Annotated in this window: 14 protein-coding genes; 6 read left to right on the top strand and 8 right to left on the bottom strand. The window is 50.0% G+C overall.

The features are described from left to right. Window positions 1-977 precede the first annotated feature (977 nt). The 3 genes from AABA21_RS07310 to AABA21_RS07300 all read right to left on the bottom strand — a co-directional run bounded on the left by AABA21_RS07310 (window position 978) and on the right by AABA21_RS07300 (window position 3,802). Complete coding sequence (locus AABA21_RS07310; protein ID WP_338248398.1) at window positions 978-1,958, bottom strand: hypothetical protein; 981 nt, start codon at window positions 1,956-1,958, stop codon at window positions 978-980. After that, window positions 1,895-2,263, bottom strand: coding sequence for a hypothetical protein (locus AABA21_RS07305; RefSeq protein ID WP_338248397.1), 369 nt, complete (start codon window positions 2,261-2,263; stop codon window positions 1,895-1,897). The genes AABA21_RS07310 and AABA21_RS07305 overlap by 64 nt, the downstream gene beginning before the upstream one ends. Window positions 2,264-2,506: 243 nt before the next feature. Next, window positions 2,507-3,802 (bottom strand): acyl-CoA thioesterase/bile acid-CoA:amino acid N-acyltransferase family protein, encoded by a 1,296-nt coding sequence (locus AABA21_RS07300; RefSeq protein ID WP_338248395.1) that lies wholly within the window; start codon window positions 3,800-3,802, stop codon window positions 2,507-2,509. A 472-nt stretch (window positions 3,803-4,274) separates the two neighbouring features. Between AABA21_RS07300 and AABA21_RS07295 the strand changes: the two genes are divergently transcribed. Beyond that, window positions 4,275-5,699: an MFS transporter gene (locus AABA21_RS07295; RefSeq protein WP_338248393.1), complete on the top strand. Its 1,425-nt coding sequence runs from the start codon at window positions 4,275-4,277 to the stop codon at window positions 5,697-5,699. Between the two features lie 352 nt (window positions 5,700-6,051). Beyond that, window positions 6,052-6,207, top strand: coding sequence for a DUF5679 domain-containing protein (locus tag AABA21_RS07290; protein WP_170207753.1), 156 nt, complete (start codon window positions 6,052-6,054; stop codon window positions 6,205-6,207). A 150-nt stretch (window positions 6,208-6,357) separates the two neighbouring features. On the opposite strand, the gene AABA21_RS07285 is transcribed toward AABA21_RS07290, so the two are convergent. Then, a complete protein-coding gene (locus AABA21_RS07285; RefSeq protein ID WP_338248387.1) occupies window positions 6,358-8,238 on the bottom strand; it encodes a hypothetical protein in 1,881 nt (626 codons plus the stop codon). 543 nt (window positions 8,239-8,781) lie between these two features. Further along, window positions 8,782-9,720 (bottom strand): serine/threonine protein kinase, encoded by a 939-nt coding sequence (locus tag AABA21_RS07280; RefSeq protein WP_338248386.1) that lies wholly within the window; start codon window positions 9,718-9,720, stop codon window positions 8,782-8,784. A 224-nt stretch (window positions 9,721-9,944) separates the two neighbouring features. On the opposite strand from AABA21_RS07280, the gene AABA21_RS07275 reads away from it, so the two are divergent. Beyond that, complete coding sequence (locus AABA21_RS07275) at window positions 9,945-10,568, top strand: TetR/AcrR family transcriptional regulator (RefSeq protein WP_338248385.1); 624 nt, start codon at window positions 9,945-9,947, stop codon at window positions 10,566-10,568. 68 nt (window positions 10,569-10,636) lie between these two features. Here AABA21_RS07275 and AABA21_RS07270 read toward each other — a convergent pair whose 3' ends face one another. Together AABA21_RS07270 and nudC are read right to left on the bottom strand one after the other, a co-directional pair. Beyond that, window positions 10,637-11,830, bottom strand: coding sequence for a lipid II:glycine glycyltransferase FemX (locus AABA21_RS07270; protein ID WP_338248383.1), 1,194 nt, complete (start codon window positions 11,828-11,830; stop codon window positions 10,637-10,639). Between the two features lie 360 nt (window positions 11,831-12,190). Continuing rightward, window positions 12,191-13,048 (bottom strand): NAD(+) diphosphatase, encoded by an 858-nt coding sequence (gene nudC / locus AABA21_RS07265; protein WP_338248381.1) that lies wholly within the window; start codon window positions 13,046-13,048, stop codon window positions 12,191-12,193. Between the two features lie 199 nt (window positions 13,049-13,247). Here nudC and AABA21_RS07260 point away from each other — a divergent pair, with 199 nt between their 5' ends. Continuing rightward, window positions 13,248-14,120, top strand: coding sequence for a hypothetical protein (locus AABA21_RS07260; RefSeq protein WP_338248379.1), 873 nt, complete (start codon window positions 13,248-13,250; stop codon window positions 14,118-14,120). Between the two features lie 343 nt (window positions 14,121-14,463). Beyond that, window positions 14,464-15,507 (top strand): right-handed parallel beta-helix repeat-containing protein, encoded by a 1,044-nt coding sequence (locus AABA21_RS07255; RefSeq protein WP_338248378.1) that lies wholly within the window; start codon window positions 14,464-14,466, stop codon window positions 15,505-15,507. 31 nt (window positions 15,508-15,538) lie between these two features. On the opposite strand, the gene AABA21_RS07250 is transcribed toward AABA21_RS07255, so the two are convergent. Next, window positions 15,539-16,372, bottom strand: coding sequence for a 5'-3' exonuclease (locus AABA21_RS07250; RefSeq protein ID WP_338248375.1), 834 nt, complete (start codon window positions 16,370-16,372; stop codon window positions 15,539-15,541). A gap of 462 nt (window positions 16,373-16,834) precedes the next feature. Here AABA21_RS07250 and AABA21_RS07245 point away from each other — a divergent pair, with 462 nt between their 5' ends. Next, window positions 16,835-19,930: an FtsX-like permease family protein gene (locus AABA21_RS07245; protein WP_338248373.1), complete on the top strand. Its 3,096-nt coding sequence runs from the start codon at window positions 16,835-16,837 to the stop codon at window positions 19,928-19,930. Window positions 19,931-19,994 lie beyond the last annotated feature (64 nt).

Raw genomic sequence — 19,994 nt, 5'->3', positions numbered from 1 at the left:
TATCTGACCAAAATGCACCGGACCCTGGTGGGGATATTTATCACGGTCGCAATGAAAATGCACCGGACCCTGGTGGGGGTATGTTACTTATCCATTGGGATTTGTAAGGTGGTTTTTTCTCTTGTCTGAGACCAAAATGCACCAAACCCTGGTGGGGATATCATGTGAAGATATTTTAGCCTTTCCCTACTTATATATATGTACGTGTTGAACAATGTTGTTTTTCAATTTTGATATGCCCATAGCTAAAGGTAGGAATATCCGTATTTTATGAATGAGGTCTTTTCAAAAATGCTCCATACTCCGGTGGGGTTGATTTATGAATATACATTTAATGAGTTCTTATATATAGGTATATGCTGTTTGACGCGGGTTTTATATTTTTGCTGGCAAATATAAAATTGGAATTTTGCTGACGTGAAAAAATGCACCGGACCCTGGTGGGGGTAAATGATAGTGCGGCCAGCTAAAATGCGCCGAACCATGGTGGGGGTAATGGCCAATAGGCTTTTCAAAAATGCACCGGGCCCTGGTGGGGGTAATGAGGCTTTGATAACTGAAAAATGCACCGGACCCTGGTGGGGATAAATACTGTTGTGCCAGAGGAAAATGCACCGGACCCTGGTGGGGATAAGTGGTAGTACGGCGAACTAAAATGCACCGAACTCTGGTGGGGATATGCCAGATTTCACCACCAGAAATGCACCGGACCCTGGTGGGGGTACGGTTCCATTCTCAGATACTGTTTGGGTAACTTTCGGCAGATCTTTTTTCTGTATTTACATATATTTGCACCAGACCCTGGTGGGGATAAGATGACTGCAGAATACAAAATGCACCATGCCATGGTGGGGTTCTGCTGGCTTTACTATAAAAAATGCGCCACACCCTGGTGGGGTGTAGCGCTGCTAGTCGGGATATCGGCCCTTATTGAGCTCAATATGATACTCATGAGATGGGGGATATTCCCTGACCAATTAATGCTGTTGTGTTTGCTCGCGCTCACGTGTGCGTGCTTTATTGCGTAAGCGTTTGCGCAAGTTATTATTCATCGCCTGATATTCCTGAATCAGTTTGAGGGGTGGCAAGATTTCCCAACGCGAAGCCAACCAATCCTTGCTCCAACGTGTCTGATTTCTGTCAACCTCGGTCAGGCACTGTTGCTTGCCAATAATGCCCATCTTTTCCAGTTTTTCCAGCGATGCCTCGATACGTGGCACGAAACGCGAGGTCATATGCCGTTCATCTACCTCGATCATGCTGGCTGCCAGGAGCTCTGACATCATAAGCGGGGTGCTAAAATCACCCTGTTTGGCTTGTTCACGCCAGCGCTCGGTGAGATAGAGGGCCATACGCAGCGCATAACGATCATTCTGAGGATTGAGCTTGAAGATTTGGGTATCAACCTCTGCCAGGTAGTAGTTTTGATGTTGCTCATAAGTGCTGATCCAGTCTCCGGGCGATACCAGGAAGCCAACGATGATCCTTTCATTGAGCAGCGTCTTGCGGCTGACAACCGAATAGCGCATGTAGGTCCCATCCACCTGAATCGAGACCGATTTGCCTTTGACGGTGATCGTGCAGTTCCCCCGTACATTACAGGAGGCCAGGAGCGCCAGATCCTGGAGGACGCGCTGCTTTTGTTCGGTGCGGTATCCATCTGTATAGCGCTTGTTGGTGCCAGGATGGGCGACCCTGCTATGCTTCTGTACGCCCTGCCATTGCAGAATCTCTTCTAACAGGATTGCTACGCTCCCATTTTTGGAGACACGATCGTTGTGGCGGCGGATATTCCACAATCCCAGGACGATGCGTGCTGTCAGCACCGTGCTTTCGCTTAGTTGACGAATCTGCTTGAGGGCCTGGGGGATCTCCAACGGACGCTCAGGTGTGCCTAGATAGACCTCAAGTGTATTAGAAGCCAGATACGATATCTCCCCATCTCCAGGCTTCCACATGCTTTTTGGGCCAGTGATGCTTCGCGTACCGCCTGATCTGGTCGATAGTTGGTAACTTTAATATTTTCGGGAATATACGGGGTGACGTTCTCAAAGAGCGTGTTCTCACTCTCGATCTCCACGCCATCCAGGATACGAGCGATGTACTCTGTCGCCTCTTCCTCGGTCATATAATCAGTGATACCTGCAAGGGTCTGATCAAGGAGGGTCGAGAGTTCGCTATCGCTTTCGATTTCTTCCGTAATGAATGCTTCATTGTCTTCAGTTGGAACGAGATTGAGTTCCTGCTGTTGATGTTTTTCCATCAGAATCCCCTTCAGGATGCTTGCTGTAGAATGACACACATTTTTATATGCCTGCGAAAGCGGTTGGTCATATTAGTATTGTACCGGGTGACTTCGCGTTTCTTTATGTGCCCCTTTGATAATAGCGGGTAGATGATCGATACAAATTGCTATTATCTTTTTGCCTATATTGGTGCTTTATGGGTAAGGGTAGCATATTGCATGCGCCTTGTGAAGTGGTTGAATCTTTTTTATGAGAGCTTATCAGGAGAATATGAGTTTCAGAAAAGTGAGCACCGCCTGCCAGGACTGCTCTGTCGCATAGGCATTGCCTGCCGGCGTCCCTCCATAGGCGTTTCCACGCGCCTGATCAATAGTTGTTGGCATGTATGGATAGCCAATTTTGTGGCCGGCATCAGCATAGCTGATATGCTGATGGAGATAGGGATATTGATATTTAGTGAGTCGTTCATCGATCATCTCCCCGAAGAGCGTTGATGGCCACATCTGATCATCCTGTCCCGAAAGGATTAAGATGGGCCCTCGGATCTTTTCAACCGCGATTGTGGCCGGTAGGAGATATGGCTGGTTTTGCAGACTCTCCATGTACGCGCGCCGAAAGGCTACGGGTAATCCAGCCTGGCGCTGCTTCGTAATGTATTCCTGAAAGGCTGCAGTGGGACGGTAGGGTAGGAAAGGCAACTGCTTCCCCCGGTAAGTCCAGGAGGAGCGCTCTCTGCTGTCCTCTGCGGTGGCTCCTAATCCTTGATGGACGAATGCGCTGGGCGCATACGCAATGACGGCCTTGACCTCGGGATACGTAGCCGCTACGAGCAGAGCCGCCTCCGCGCCTTTGGATAATCCTAAGAGCACTATCTGGGTCGGTTGAACCGATGATCGGCTACGTAGCCAGTCAATGGCTCTTTTAAAATATTCTAATGGAATCTCCTGCAGGCTGATTGGTAATGGCGAGACACCAAAGTAGGTTAGGGTGAGCGCGTTATATCCATGGGCCGCTAGCAAGGCCGCCTCTTGATCTTTGCTGACCCCGCTGGAGCCGCTGAGCAGGATGATACCTGGATATGGACCTCCAACTTCAGGCGCATACAGCGTTCCAATGAATCCCTCTCCTTCAACTCGCTCTCTCCTGACGCCCTGTCCCAGGAACATACGCTTATGTCTTATTTCGTCGCTGGTATAGCCTGCTATTTCTGCCTTGAAATAAATATATAAAGGCTCTACATCCTTTTTGGCAAACAGCGTGAGATCCTGTTTATCGTTGCTGGGATACATAGACCAGATAAGTCCCATCGGATCCCTCTGCTGATAGGTACCTCTGAGTGGACGTTGGTTGGCTAGTTGGACTATTCCTTGTGCGTTGGCTTGAAAGGTGGCTGTTGAGCGCCAGAGCATGCCGCTGTCGTCTCGCGTGCTGGCTGTAACGGTTACTTCCTGGTACGGAGCCAGCCTGCTGAGTTGGATATCTATTTTCTGATCGGCTTGAGCCTGTAGCGGTTCTACCCGCATCTCTATATGTTGGTTGGGGTCTGGATTTTTCATACAGGGAATTACCTTTTCCAATAGAGTGTATCATGCAGAAGATGAATTACCTGATAAGTCCTACTTCAGTTATGGATGCTATCGTAAGCCGTAGTAGGAGGTAGATGTTTCCATGGTGTGTTGGTGCGGCAGGAGCGCAGATGCGCTCCTGCCGCACCAACACAAAAACCAGCGCGGACGCGCGTGCGGGGGCTATCCCGTGTCCACCAAGGTAACGAGAGCAAGACGCATTCTTTATAGCCTATATATGATTTACACCCTTCATGAAGATATTATCCTGAGCAGGTATAGTAAATTATTGATACGATTGTTGAACCTAGAACAAGTGTTGTTGGCGAAAAGACAGTTTTGCGACATTTTTGTCACATTCTTGTGACACTGCTATGACATGCTTATTTTATCATTGTTTATGTGATGGTTTCTAATGAATATCGATCAACTGTGTGCATAAGCGAGGTAGGTGGAACATTTTATGAAGCAAAATATTATGCAGAAAGACGATACAATAAAATCGGCAGCGCCTCCTTCTTACCAATCTTCGGCTGTGCAGGAAGGTACTGCGCTCTCTATATCATATAGTCGTAAGTCTTACTTATCTATCAGTTCAAATATCTTTTCAACCCTGCTTTTGCGTGCTGCCAGTCGTCTCAGCTTTGTATTGCTTGGTTTTTACCTGGGCGAGCATTTTTCTTCGGCCACGCTGGTTGCCCTGGTGTTGGAGGCATTCTATATTAGCGAGCTGATATTAGCCCCGATTGCCGGAAGCCTATCTGATCGTTTGGGGAGAAAGCCATTTTTGATCCTGGCTCCTGTGATGGGAGCTTTCGCGGCTTTCTGCCTCTTGTTGGCTGCCTGCTTTTTCCCTCGACCGGACGCTGCGCATATAGATATGCATCTGGTATTGCTACTGCTGTTTATCCTGTGTGGGCGGCTATTAGAAGGCGCTATGACCGCCCTGAATGCGCCGGCCTGCCTGGGATACATTACTGATATGACTGTGGGCTCTGACCGCTTACGTGCCCGTGTAATGACGGCTTTTGAGGTTGCCACAGTGGGTGGTCTGGCCCTGGCAATTCCATGTGGTGGTCAGCTCAGCAAGTGGTTTGGTTACTGGGGATTTCTGGTTGTGATTGGTCTACATGTGCTGAACTTGCTGATCGTTCTCTTCGGCATAGAAGAGAGCCATTATCGATCCCGGCTATCCAGGCGCCATGGCTCGCTTGTGGAGAGCTTGAAGTTGTTGCGCAATAAATATATCTTTACCTTTTTGCCTGCCTGGTTATCTATTAATACACTGGTCGGAGCCTGGATTACGTTGATCATCATTATGCTGACCTATCCCAATCCGGCCGCCGATCTTCGCCATCCGCACCAGCTCTTGTATGGTGGTTTTGGGAAAGATAGTGCCACGCTGGCTCTGGGAGGCTTCGCGCTATTCTTCCTGGTTGGTATGGGGATCTGGATGTTAATTTTACCTCGTATGCGTCGCACGACCGTCATGATTATTGGTCTGATTGGCCTGAGCCTGTGTGTGATTGCGCTCACCATCATTAATGGCCTGGGTGAAAATATGTCCACTTTGACGGGAAGCTCATGGACCATCCTATGGACCCTGTTGCCGCTCGTTGTCTTTGGCGTTGTATTGCTCAGTGGCTTTACACCCGCCTCCTTGACACAGATGGCGTCAATTTCAGAGCGTATGCCAGGGAAACGGGGAGCGGTTATGGGGTTGTATTCAGTGGTTCTTGGCCTGGGACAATTTATTGGTGCTTCGATTGGTGGGTTGATGGTAGACCTGGCTGGTTTCTACGGCTTGATGGGTTTTTCCGTGGTGCTGGGCATACTTTCTTTGATCAGTGTGCTCTATATGCGTGTGCACCGTCATGACATAGCTTGACCGCGTGTGGCATTCCGCTCTCATAGTACTGATTGGCTGTTTTATCCGTGTTGAATAGCCTGCTTGTTGAAAAACGGTGGTTCAGCAGTATAATTAGAGCTAGTGCACCATTTACCTTTTAGTGTGTTGTTGCCCGAATAGCCAGGAGGAGTTTCACAAATTTTGGCAATATGATGCGGCCTTAAAACGGCTTCTGCTACGCATTATTTTGTCCATTTGGAATGTGAAAATTCTGGAAGTGAGTCTCGTTGCGGTTGTGAACCGTTACAACAAGAGAAGCGCATGATTGCCTCTTAACATCAGGCTCATGCAGACCAGAAATCTCAAGATTATTAGTGAGGAGATATAGCTCATGGCAGATATCGCATATTGCGTTAAGTGTAAAGAAAAACGCGACATGAAAGAGGCCCACCAGATTACGATGAAGAATGGTAAACCTGCCTTGCAGGGTACGTGCGCAGTCTGCGGTACCAAGCTGACTCGCATCCTTTCTAGCCAGAAAGCGTAAGGCTTATCAGACTTTACAGTCCCATTGCTCTTTACGAGTGTGGGACTTATTTTTTTAGTGTTGCGCGATGATGACGTACATGAAAAAGGAAGAGGCCCGCCACCTTTCAATTGATTGAAAGGTGGCGGGCCTCTTCCTTTTGTCGCTCGGCTAGTTTATTTTGAGCATCTGCTTGTGGCTGGTGGTTGTAGTACCTTCAGCCGATACCTGAGTAGTATTGGTGATTGTCTGCTGTTGTGTTTGTGTCTGGTTAGACGGATTGGCTGGGATCTGCAAGCTCTGAGTCTGCACTGTTGTGTTTGTAGGAACCTGCTGATTCTGTACCTGCATCGCCTGGGTCGTCGAGGACTGCTGCTGGCTCTGTGGCTGTGGATTCTGAGCTGTGGGCGTCGGCTGACCCTGTGGCGTAGGAGTCTGTTGCGTCGGCGGTACCGGTGTGGGTTGAACCTGTGGCGTGGGCGTCGGCTGACCCTGTGGTACAGGAGTCTGTTGCGTCGGCGGTACCGGTGTGGGTTGATTCTGTCCAGGTGGTGTCTGATTGCCACCACAGTTAATGTTTACCTGGTTGGTAGCTTTATCAAACGATACCTGGCAGGTCTGGTTATTGATGGTTGTGGTACCTGTGCAGCCGTTGATAACGGTGCCATTGACCGAGCAATTTGGCGCCGCGGCATTTCCACCATTGTTGCCGCCGTTGCCGCCACCATTATTGCCATTACCAAGGTTGAAAGTCGCATCGGTAACGATGCCATTACCATCCGTGGTCAGTTGAATCGGGCTTTGCTTATTTAGCAGCTTGGTGCAATTTAGACCTTGATCACCAAAGGCCTGGTTGAAGCGCTGGGCCAGGAAGGTGAACAGTGAGTTGGCGGCAGCTGGATCTGGCGAGGCTCGATTCTTGGTGAACTGGGCATCTAACTGGATGCGTGCTGGCGCGATGTTAAGGTAGTTTTGACAATAGGTTGTAGTACTGCCGTTATCTGCCCGGTTAATGGGATTCTGATCGACACCAAGGCGGTACTGATTGGTTTTATTCTGATCGCGGTTGCCGTTATTGAGTGTCATTGGATCTCCCAATGGAACAACAGCCATGGGGGTTGGAGGATGAGCCGCCGCCTGTAATTCATTGAGTGGCAGCGATGGCTCCATTTTGCCATTATCGGCCAGGTCAGGCGCCATCCATGGCTGGCAGTTGAGCGCGCCATCCAGCGCAACATCTAGCAGGCGGTTGTCGCTGGCGTTGGTCTGAGCCTGGGCGTTCTGCAGCGCTGCCGCGTTGGCGGCCGTATTCTGAGCAATGCCATTGTTGGTGACGAGATAGGTCGTGGTGACATTGTCGCTCTGGTCCATGTCGATGACACTGAAATCGCGAAGCGTAGGGCATGTCATACCATCAGCGGCCATGCCCAGGGCTGGCACCTTGAGCTGACCACGGCGAATGGCGAAGTTGGCTACGGCGAAGAATTCCTTCGCATTACAGTAGGCGAACTGACCGAAGATGGAGTTGTCGGCTCCGTTGGTACAGCGTCCCATCGCCAGGCTACGGTTGTTGTTTTGCAGTGTCAGATTGTCGCCGTTAAAGCCAAACCAGAGGCCAACGACTGCGTGGGCAGGCAGTGTCGGTGCGGTTGGCTTAACTGCAGGTTGCGTCCCTTTATCGACCACAAGTGGATTGTACAGGGAGATCTGGCCGGTTGCCGGATCAATGATCGCGCCCTGGACAAAGGCCGCCTGCCCAACGTTGGCTTCATTGCAGGGGCCCGCGTTGGGATCGGTCGCAACCAGTTGATATGGCGTGGCCAATCCTTGAGCACTTAGAGGATTGGGTGGCACAATCAGTGAACAGTTTGCGTTGGCATCCGCCGCATGAGAGTTGATGCGTGGGACGACAAAGATGATACCCGCGACGATGATCACGAGCAAGGGCACGCTAATGCCAATGAGCATCAGTGGCGAGAAACGTTTCTGATGTTTGCGCTTGAGTAAGGTATCGGGACCCACACTACGCTTTGGCTTGGTTGGTGTTTGCACGGTTTTGAACCTCGTTTTTAAATTGTAAGAATCCTGGTTTTTTGACGTCCGCTTCCCTGACTTGATCGGGTTAGGTATAGACAACCGTTTGTTCGCTTGTATAGCTGAATTACTTCCTGTCAGCCTGCCTCAGAAAATATTGTACAGGTGAGCCGACTGTCATGATCTCTCTTCAGCTAGCTTATCTCCCTCATCGCTGGCTCTTGTTTATCGAGATGTTTCTCTCTGTACACTCTCTCGTTTTGCATGCCGGGATCCTCTTTCTTCCACTGCAACAGGTGAGCGAGTAAATATATTTATATGTTCGCATGCTTTGAAACAGTTTGGACTGTGCTGATGCCTTTTGATGAGGCTCTGTTTAGGATAGTAGCACGTTTCATAAGGGATTGGCGTACTATGGTAAAGAATTGATATAAAAGTACCAGTTTTGGTTAAGATATCTTAACCATACTTAACTGGCGCTAGATAATTGGTACTAATAAGTTGAGGATTTACATTTTTTTTTGAGGTTACAGGTTTTAGTTGATCTTGCTGCGGTACAAGTTATTCAGGCTTAAATGTGAAGGGCGATCGAAATTGGCGTTTGCTTTGAACTATCTGTGGGGAAGCATCTGCTGGCGCCATGGTGATGGGGCCAACGGTTAGCCCTTTGGCCTGAGCGACCCTGGCGGACCAGGCTAATTCTTCGGCGAAGCGTTTGACGCTTGGAAAGCGCCTGGCTGGCTCTTTTTCCAGGCTACGGAAGATGACCTGTTCGACATTAGGAGGACAGTTTAGTCCACGTTCTTTGAAGGCTGGAGGCTTTACAAACAGATGCTGGTGGGTCACCTCGTAAAAAGATCCGTTAAATGGCCAGTCTCCACTGAGCCACTCGTAGATCATGATGCCCAGCGCGTATTGATCGCTGTTCCTACACGGCTTGCCCTGAAGCTGTTCGGGGGCCGCGTATGGGGCGGTTCCCTCAAATTCGCGCAAAGATACATGAATCGGGCTCAGGCTGTGTGATACGATGGTTGTTCCGAAGTCGCTGAGCATAATGCCAGCGTTTTTGTCTAAGAGAAGGTTGTGGGGCTTGATATCGCGGTGGACAAACCCTAAATCATGGATATACTGAATGGCGACACTGATCTGCTGAACATAGCTGATCACGGTCGCTAAATCGATCTGCGTTCCACGTGGGTGGCGCTGGCGCAGGCTTCCATGTGGAATGTAGCGCATGGCTATGAAGGCGACATTATCTTCTACACCAAAGTCAAGGATAGGGACGATGTTTGGGTGGTTAAGATGTGTTAACGTGCCAGTTTGCGTCAGGAACCTTTCCGCGCTTTCGCCCTTCCAATCCCCATAAAGCAATTTTAAGGCCACCCGCGTTTGATCGTTCATATTTTCGGCAAGGTAAACCTCTGATAGGTCACTTTTACCTAACAGTTGCTGTATATGGTAGTGGCTAATATATTGATATGTATACTGACATTCGTTCATGAAATACGAAATTTCACTGGAGGCTACAAAAGATATTGCGATTGTACTTGCTGTTCAGAATACTTGTCAACTGACAAAGGACAACTCTCCTATGGAACTGAACTTTCTTCTGCTCCTTGACATTTTATGACTGAATAGTTAAAATGTTGACTGAGAAGTCATAAATTAAAACAGATAGTCACGAAAACGATCAGATTTGGCCGATTAAGCAAGGAGGCAGCCGTATGAAGGTGCCGGAGCATCGATCGCTCAAGGAAAAGCAACGCCTTGAACGTGAAGAACTTATCCTGCAGGTTGCGCAAGATGTTGTATTGGAGAAGGGGTACCGCGATACCTCTATGGATGAGATTGCGGCGCGCGTTGGCATTGCTAAGGGAACGCTCTATCTGCATTTTGCCAGAAAAGAGGATCTGATGCTGGCGTTTTTTGAACGGGAAATGCAGAAGATTCTCCAGACCATTGAGCAACTGCCTGTTACCGCAGAGATGAGTGCTCGGGCAAAGCTAGAGGCTATTGTCAATATTATGCATAAGGACGCTTCTGGCAAGCGGGCCAATCTCCTCTTTATCCTTTTTAATAGCGAGGATTTTAAAATTACGTTGCAGCAGAAATCCCTGGATACCTTGCGGCGCATCTCTGATAAAGTCAGGGCGTACCTGGAGGAGGGGAAGGCGCGTGGCGAGTTTGATCCCAACATTCCTACCGATATCTTACTCAATAGCTTTTTCAGCGTGCTGTCTCCACGCGCCCATCGCCGGCTGTTTCTGGAGGAGGGGTATACGCGTCAAGAGGTACTCTCTTGCGTGCAAAAAATCTTTTTTCGTGGGATCGCGAAGCAGCCTTCCTAGCCAAGAGCGTATGCTATGTTGATACCAATCGTATATACGGCGCACGATTGGTATCAACAAGAATGGCGTTATGGCTTCTGGGAATGCGCTGTTCTGGTTGTGATGAACGCATTCTCTTTTTGAACTTCCACGGATGCGTCGCTGATAGCTGTTGTTTGACGGTGTGCTGGCGCGACGCGCTCGGCCGGTTGCCGTTCCTTTGTTGGTTCGCCTATAATCGTTGTGGACCGTTTCAGCTCTTTCTGGCTGCTATACCACGTGCGCGTCTTTAAGAGGGTCCGGTACATCTGGTAGATGGCAGGGTTGTAAGGTAGATCATGGGTTTCTATGGCGCGCATTGGATAGCCGCCGAAGCCGCTTTTGAAAACGTAGACTCCCCACATGGGCTGACCTGCTTCTAACTGATCGGGAATGCCGCGAAAGTTATAGTACCAGCAGCCCTGTTGCCTGGCCCATTGAAAGGCGTTCCATTGCAGTAAATGGTTGGGCATGCATTCTCTCTGCTCGTTGCTGGAGGCTCCATACATGTACCAGCACCAGCGCCCATGCGCGATGAGCAGGGCCGCGCCCAGGGCTTTTCCTTCGTGCTCTGCGATCAATAGCCTGGCTCGTTCCCCATAGAGTGCCAGCAGCCTTGCGTAAAAATCTTTACCATAGATAAAGAAATTATCGCGCTCACTGGTTGTGCGCAAGAGCTGGTAAAAGGTATCCAGATCTGCCTGTCCCTGTCCGTCGCGAACCTGGACTCCCCTGCGGCCGGCCAGTCGAATACAATAGCGCCAGGTTTTTCTCATGCCGGCCAGCAGTTCTGACTCCTCGGGACGGATGTCGAGTACCCATTCATGTCTGAGATGGCGCGCCTCTGGATTGGTACAGAAGCCAGCCTTTTTCAGTGCATCCTGCCATGCCTGGTCCTGTTCCGGGATGCCAGGCTCTATCTTGAGCATAAATGCGTGGCGCTTCTTCGCCTCGGCCTCAACACATGCCAGTAAGATATCCATGGCAGGTCCGGTCGGATCATCGATCAGGGGACCACGCGGCGCATAGAAGTAGGGGAATGGCAGGATTGAGATGCGCACGATGAGGATTAATATGGCGGCGCATAACTGTCCCTCGGCGTTGATGACTCCTATCGGGAGTGCTTGCCTGTTGTGCGTTGACAGCAGCTCTCCCCATTCATACGTCTGGGTGATATTACATCCACTGGATGATGCGATAAAGTCGTTCCATTGTTGGCGATCGGTAATAATCTCTGCTTTCATATATCCTCAAAAAGCTTCTGGTTTTCAGCGGTTGACGCGCGGCTCTTTGATGAAAGAAATTTTTCATCGATGGGTATCGTGAGCAACAGCAAAAGGTTCCTATGAATCTATTTTTGTTATTGCTACAATTTTGATTTTGCGAGAGCACACGCTGTATCCATTATAAAAATGCGGGGAGCTTTTGAAGAATATAGAGATATATATAGCTATTATATCCTAATAGATAGCTTAAACATCGATAATTGTGTATTTTGTGCATCTATGATTGCCCTGGTTCAAAAAGTTACCGGGTCGTATCGCGATACGTGATACGACCCGGTAACTTTTTTGAACCGGTCAGATAAAGCTTGCTGGCAGAGGTTATTGTTGATTGCCGTATTGCTGGAGCCAGCTGGAAATGAGCATATAGGCCAGACTGGAAGGCGGTGGAAGTTCAGGCAGTGTATCGGGACTAAACCAGTGCACGTCGTCGAGCTCGTTGTCCTGAGGATGAACGGTCCCACTTTTATAGCGTGCCATGAAACCGATCATTAACTGGCTGGGAAATGGCCATGGCTGGCTGCATCTATATTCCAGGTCTTCGATTTCAATGCCCGCCTCCTCTTTCACTTCCCGGCGAACGCATTCTTCGAGCGTCTCGCCTGGCTCAACAAAGCCCGCGATGAGTCCGTAGCGTTTTCCCCAACCGGTTTTGTGGGCCATGAGAACGCGCTTGCCATCGTGGATCAAGATGATGATGGCCGGAACCACGGCGGGGTAGCCGGTATAGTGGCCCTTCACGCAGCTTCTGCCCCACCCTCCTTCAACCGGCTCCATGGGCGAGCCACAGACCGGACAGTAGCGGCTGGTCTGGTACCAGTTGATGAGCTGGGATGCATAGGTGGCGATGTTGTATTCGCTGCCCGGCATCAGGTTATAGAGCTCGCGTAAGCCAACGGCCTTCCACTTACCTGGTAGCGATGCCTCGGGATCGAGCGCGCTGGCCAGGCACGGCTGGCCCCTGTAACGTCCGATGTACAGTATTTCTTCGTGTTTTATATTATCCAGCAGTGTCTGATCCGCTTGCAATATGGCCGCATCCTGATCCTCGGTTTTCAGCATGAGCTTCTGGCCTTGAAAGGGGAACCAGAGCACCTGCCCCTCTGGTATCGGTTGCGTTGGATAGACGCGCTCAAATTCGTTGTTGGTATTGTCCACGATACTCTCGATATTTGCCATGATATACCCCTGTTGCCTTCTTCTGGAATAGAAATGAATCTGGTAGAGATGCTATTCGTTAGGGAGTAACATTTATTAGACTGAGTTTATAGTATCACAAGTTGATGCCCTTTTTTATTTGCTCTTTTTCAGGTACAATGCATAAAAAACGGTACTGTATTTTATTGAGGAGCAATACTCTCAAAAAAGGTGCTTGAAGATGCAATCTCTGTCTCTTGATGCGTTGCCCGACCTCCCTCAATGCGCAACGATTGTACAGGTGGCCTCTATGCTCTGGGAACGAGATGATGTGCTTGCTCTCTGGATTGGAGGGAGTCTGGCGAGTGGCGCTGGTGATGTCATGAGCGATGTCGATTTCCGTGTCGCTGTCTCCCCTTCTGATCTGGATAACTGGCGTCAGCCCGCATTTGAGCAATTGTTTACGCAGATTGCTGTGCTGGGTCACTCTTTTATTCAGTTTGGGGATGATGCGTTCCTTCATCATCTCGTCTTTTCAAATGGCGAGATCTTTGATTTCTTTGTCCAGAGTACCGAGAGGCTTCCCACGGCGGAACCCTTGCTGGTGTTGGGGTGCCGCGCTCAACCGCTTCAGCTCAAGTTAGCTGAGCAGAATCGATTGACCGTCCGGAAACCCTTGCCTGTGGTAGCGGCTGCGGTGGAACAATTATTGGTAGATTTCTGGATTAGCACCCATAAGCATCGCAAAGTCCTTTTTCGCGATCTCTCTCTTATGGCGCCTTTAGGGCTTTCTATTGAGACCAACATGATCATGCGACTCTGGTATATTCAGGTGAGCGGCGAGGATTGTGGAGATCAGCGCCAGCAGACAATTCATAGCTTTTCTCACATTGCTCGTACCATTGAGCGGTCTCTTGGACCAGATGCTTTGAGGATGCTGGGGGCGCCGATTCGCGATTTGCCTGAACTTTGTTCTGCTATTGAACTTCATCGCTCTATTATTGGTCGTGTTGGCCGGGAACTCGCCCATACATATAAGTTTACGTATCCCGTATCCCTGGAAGTCATGGTAGTGGACAACTGGCAACGCTTCAAATCCAGCCTGCCTCTGTAAAATAGGGAGTTGATCGGAAATAATCCGTACTGGTTATTTCTGATCAACTTCTTGACAAATTAAGCTCACTTGAATTATGCTACCGTATATAAATCATTTGAGGGTACAAGTTTTACGTTGTACTTTGAAAATCATTGATTCATATAAAACATATACATTCATGTAAAATTCTCTAATTGTTGCACTAATGTGGTTGAGGTGTTGGAGGTGCTTTTTGGAGCAATATGCTTTGTATTCACAATCATTCTCTGATATGGATGATACTTTAGAATTACGTATAGTATCTTTATCATCCCAGAATCCTGCTTTTTATACTTCTATAACGGCCGCTTTACAGGCTGCTATGAATGGCGATACCATTCTGGTTGAGCCCGGTATTTATCGTGAGTCTGTGGTTATTGATAAAGACGTCTGCCTGGTTGGATGTGGTGGTCCTACGGCGGTCACCATTGAAAGTATCGATCTTCCCTGCCTCTCTCTACAGGCGCATGACGTGCGCATTGAGGGCATTACTGTGCGCAATCACCTGGCGGTACAGCCAAGTCATTACGGGGCGGTGGATGTGTCGTGTGGACAGGTGGAGCTTGTGGACTGTGATCTCTCATCAGCTTCCTACGCCTGTCTGGCTGTTTCCGGACCCGAGGTGACTGCCCACGTGCGAAATTGCCGCATCCATGATTGTGATGGTTATGGGGTGCTTGTGAGCACTGTGGGGAGTTGTAGGCTTGAGCAATGTACCATCCAGCGTAATGGGCTGGCTGAGGCGGCTGCGTTCCAGAACAGCGATTTGTCGTTGCAGGATTGTACGTTGTGTGAGGGGAAAGGCTATGGTGTCCTGATTCAAGATTGTAGCCAGGGGCGCCTCTTGCGCTGCGATATTTATGCCAACTCTCAGGCAGGGGTGGCTGTGTTTCAGGAGAGCATCGCTGATGTCTCGGATTGTAAACTGCATCATGGTTGGGGGAGTGGCGTGACGTTCTATCAGCAGGCTCGTGGGCTGGTACAGGATTGTGAAGTGTACGCCAATCTCAGCTCCGCGATTGAGATTAAGCATCATAGTTCTCCCATTATTCGCTCGTGCAGGATATATAAAGGCAAGTGGTCTGGTATTCTGGTGAGCGACGTGAGCCAGGGTATTATCGAGGATTGTGAGATCTTTGATAATGCGATGGCTGGTATCGAGGTGATGTGGGAAAGCAATCCCATTATTCGCCGCTGCTCGATTCATCATCATACGTATCCAGGGATCGCTGTTTTTCAGGGTGGGCGGGGCATCATTGCTGATTGTGATCTCAGACATAACGCGCCCGGCGCGCTCTCTGTTGAAGCAGGTTCCCAGGTATACCAGGAACGCACCTTATCCATCGCGGATCCGCCATCCCCTTGAAAAATGATCGGTTTTTTTGTCGCTCGCGAGGTCAGTCCCAGAGCTGAAGTTGCCTTAGCACATCCTGGGCCGGCGGCCAGTTGCTGACCATTCCTGTGGTGAGGTTACTGAATACAGGATCGGTGATGTAGCGCATTTTGAGCAGCCTGCGGTTCAACTCGATCTTTTCCCAACTGTCCAGTACCTTTGCTTCTAACGTCTTGCTTAACCTACCGCTTGCTACTAACTCTTCTAGCTGGAGTCCATCGGCCAGCAGGCGCGCCGCCGTGCGTGGCCCAATGCCCGAGATCCCTTTGATGTTGTCGGATGGATCGCCGGTAAGGGCTCTGAAATCGCACCACTGCGCGGGGACTATGCCAAACTGGGTCAGGATATCTTCGTGCTGGATGATCCACTGCGCTCTCTTACGGGCGGTATTGAGAATTCTTATAGTCTCATTGACCAGTTGATAGAAATCCTTATCGGTCGACATAATGTAGATATCTCGGCCCTTCTGCGCCTCATCGGTAACCAGCGTTGAAATAAGGTCATCTGCCTCACGCGTCTCTTGTTCTATCCAGCGAATCTGTAGCGCGTCCAGGCCAGCTTTAATATCGGGCATGGCGGTGAAGATAGTTGGATCCTTGAGTACACGCTGCGCCTTGTACTCCTCATGTTCCGCCAGGCGACTGCTGGTCCCGTGTATGCCATCGAAGAAGATCACCCATTCGGCTTCTCCAATCTCCTGTGCCGCTTTACGCGCGATAGCAAAGAAACCAAAGATGGCCGTTCGATCCACACCGGAACGGCTTTTAATAGGGGCTGGAAAGCCGAAGGCGGCCCTGAACAACAAATTATGACCATCAACAACCACAAGCGGTACCATAATGCTCTCTCCTCCTGATTGTTCTGATATTTGATAGTGTAACTCATCTTGTTTATGTGTGGAGCACCTGCTTTATTTGTTTTTTTCTCTAGCTGTTCTGCTTAACCGGGAGTATATAGCTTCTTGTGTTTGTGCTCAGGTACTTTGCGCCTGTACTTTACGTCTATAGATCGCATGTGGAGACTGTACATTATGATGGGACTCCTGTTCCATTTTTTTGCTATATATCTTATGATGGGATTTATTTTGCTCGATATAAGGCTGAGAGATTCTACCTGCTGATTTACGTGCACCTTTGGCAGGCGATACGAAGAAGAAAGGAATATCTCCGCTGCCTGCTTTATTATAGGCATTGACCTATCTAAATAAGACGGTGCATACTAGAGAGCACAAACATTTAAAGTGGATATAAGTACATTTCAATCTACTATTTATTTGTCCCTGAGTTAAGAAGAGGATTTCATGGCTGATTCAACACGATCCCAACGAGGCAGTCGTCGCCTTTCCCCTTTTTCGTCTGTGGTGACACTGGCATTGTGGCGTTGGAGACAAACTGGTTTTTTGATGAGCATCATTGCCCTCGGCATGATCGCCGCTGTATTGATCGCGGGTGCTATTCCGCTCTTTTCGGATGTGATGTCGACGGCGGGATTACGTACAACGCTGCGTTCGACTCCAGATGATTCGGAGATTATGGCCACGGCGAATGTGGTTGCTTTGTCGTCCGCTTCTGTTGCTGCCGTTCATGATCAATTTCAATCGTTGGTGAAGCCCGCGCTGGGCTCATTTGTGCAGGATCCTGAATTCTCCTTTGTGAGTGGTGATCTGTCATTCGCTACACCCTCAAAGGAGGATCGTTCGTTGATTGTGAGTGCTGTGAATACGGCCCATACAGCGTCTCACGTCGCTCATTTAAAAGGACAAATGGCTGCGACTACCAATACCCAGGCTAATACTATCGATGTGATGCTGACGCCTCTGACGGCTAAGCGTCTGGGTGTAAAGATTGGCTCTACTATTCCGCTGTATCTGAATTATTACGCAAAGCCACAGCCCGGCCCATATTCTAATGATCCTGCACCCCCGCAACGGAAGTTCCTTATTACCGGGCGCGTCGTAGGGACCTTTGATATCGATCCCGCCAACAGTGCCTACTGGCATGGCAACACCTTTCAGCCGACCAGTTCTTCTGCTCAGGGCCATACCGCCTATTCCTATAACTTTATGGTTTCTGAGGATCGTCTGCTCTCCATTATAGAGCAGGTGCTCACCCTGAATAAGGCGAACGGCGTCTTCTCTACCCTGGGTGCCTATTCGTGTCTGTGGTCCTATCATCTGAATCCCTCCATGGCTACAGTTGGCAACCTTGATAACCTGATCAATCAACTGGCTTTGCTACAGAATCAGTATCAGGCTAATTATGGCGATAGCACCTTTGTCCAGGATGCGGGCAATACCTTTCCGTATGTATCCAAGATGGATCTGCAGAGTACGCTATTTAGCTATTCGGATAGTCCCAGCAACCTTGAACGTTTTCGTAGCCGCATCTCGGTGGCGCAGATCCCCGCGGCCGTGTTGACGATTATGATCATGGTACTGATCCTCTTTTTCGTGAGCTTGATGACTAATCTGCTGGTCGATCGCCAGTCCGAGGCGATCGCGGTCCTGCGATCGCGTGGCGCCAGTAGCAGTCAGATTTTCTGGGCATTGATGACGCAATGTATCGGACTGGGCATTCTGGCGTTGCTGATCGGCCTGCCCCTGGCGGTCTTCCTGATTGTTCCGATTTCGGGGCGCATCCTGCCACAGGCTTCTCGCGATGCTTTAAATGTGATTACCAACAGCCCGCTTGCCGCGCTGGAACGGGGTATCTGGTATGCGCTGGCGGTGATCCTGGTGGTCTGGTTGACGATGAGCCTCTCCATCTTTGGTGCCTCACGCTCGGATGTGCTGGCTATTCGTCGTCAGTCTAGTCGCAGCAACAAGCGACCGTTGTGGCAGCGTTTGAATCTGGATGTAATCGCGGCCATCATCGCGCTGGCTGGCTATGGGGTTTCATACTACCTGACCAGTCTGAGCAATGTTATCCAGGGTGATGCGAAAACCTTGATTGCGACGCCGCTCTCCATCATCGCGCCGTTCTTTTTGATTGTTGGCTTAATGTTCCTGTTCCTGCGTGTGTTCCCGTTGTTGTTGCGCCTGATGGCCTCAATAGTGACCCGTGGGCGCGGTGCCGTCTCTATGTTGGCGCTGGCGCAGATTGGACGTACGCCACGGCAGTCGATTCGCATGACGCTGTTGCTGGCGCTAGCGACGGCCTTTGCCCTGTTTACGCTGGTCTATATGGCGACCCAGGCCCAGCATATTCAGGATATCTCCATCTACCAGGTTGGTGCCGACATCAGCGGTGAAACCTACACACAGGTCAATATGCATGATCCAGCCAAACTGACGAGCCGTTACACGAGCGTTCCCGGCGTAATATCGGCCAGTTCCGGCTATCAGACGCAGGCGGTTGGTGGCCGTGGCGGTGGCATCACCATGGAATTGCGCGCGGTCGATTCCCGCACCTTTGGCTCGACGGTCATCTGGCCCTCCCAGCAGGAGGCGCAAAAGGGTGATGCTCTCCTGAAGCAGTTGCTCTCCAAAAGCTCGTTTTCGATCAAGCTAGGGGTGGTGCCAGTTATTATTGATAGGAATACCGCCAATGCACTTTTGCTGCATAATAATTCTGACCTGACGGTGCGCATCAATGGCCTGAATGTCTCTGATATGACCTGTGTCGTGGTTGGGATTGTGCCGCATATCCCCACCATCAACGATCGTATCGCTGTGGGTGGTAAGGGCAGTATCATTCCCGGTGGTGTCTTGATGGATTACACGACCTACACGACGATTTACAACAATAAATTGCATAAGGCAAACAAGAGTATCGTCATACCCGATGTTCCGGCCATCAATCACGTCTGGCTGCACACAAAATCTGATGATGCTTCGTTGATCAGTGTGCGAACGGCGTTGAAGCAGCCGCAGTATGGGCTGCAGAATATGCAGGATCGCTGGCAGATCCTGGCCTCCCTCAACACCGATCCCCTCTACCTGATCCTGACCGGATTAATGATAGTGGGCACGATTACGGCCCTCTTGCTGGCCCTGGTTGGTGATCTACTGGCATCCTGGTTGAGCGCGCGTATGCGCCTGACCAACTTCGCCATCCTGCGCGCCATCGGCACGACGCCGCGCGAAGTCGCCAGCATGCTTACCTGGGAGCAGGCCATCGTCTATAGCATTGGATTGTTGTTGGGCGTTGGCTTTGGACTGGTGCTGGCCAATACCATGATACCCGCGCTGTCCTTTACTGACTTGAACAGCACTCTGGCCAATAATGATCAGCTCTACTCGCTACAGTCGGCCTTTCCTACCCGGATCATCTTTCCTTCCACCCTCATCTGGGCTCTGGTCGCGTTGATCGGGCTGTATGCGATCGCCCTGATCACTATGGTCAGCGTTGTCTCGCGCCCCACCCTCGGGCAGGCCCTGCGCCTCAACGAGGACTGATTCGCCAGTAACCTTCACACAGAGGACAGCATCCCGTCAGGGATGCTGTCCTTTCTTTTCTTTA

The organism is Dictyobacter halimunensis (assembly GCF_036245075.1).
The sequence above is the reverse complement of the archived record's forward strand: the minus strand, read 5'-3'. Positions and strand labels throughout refer to the sequence as shown.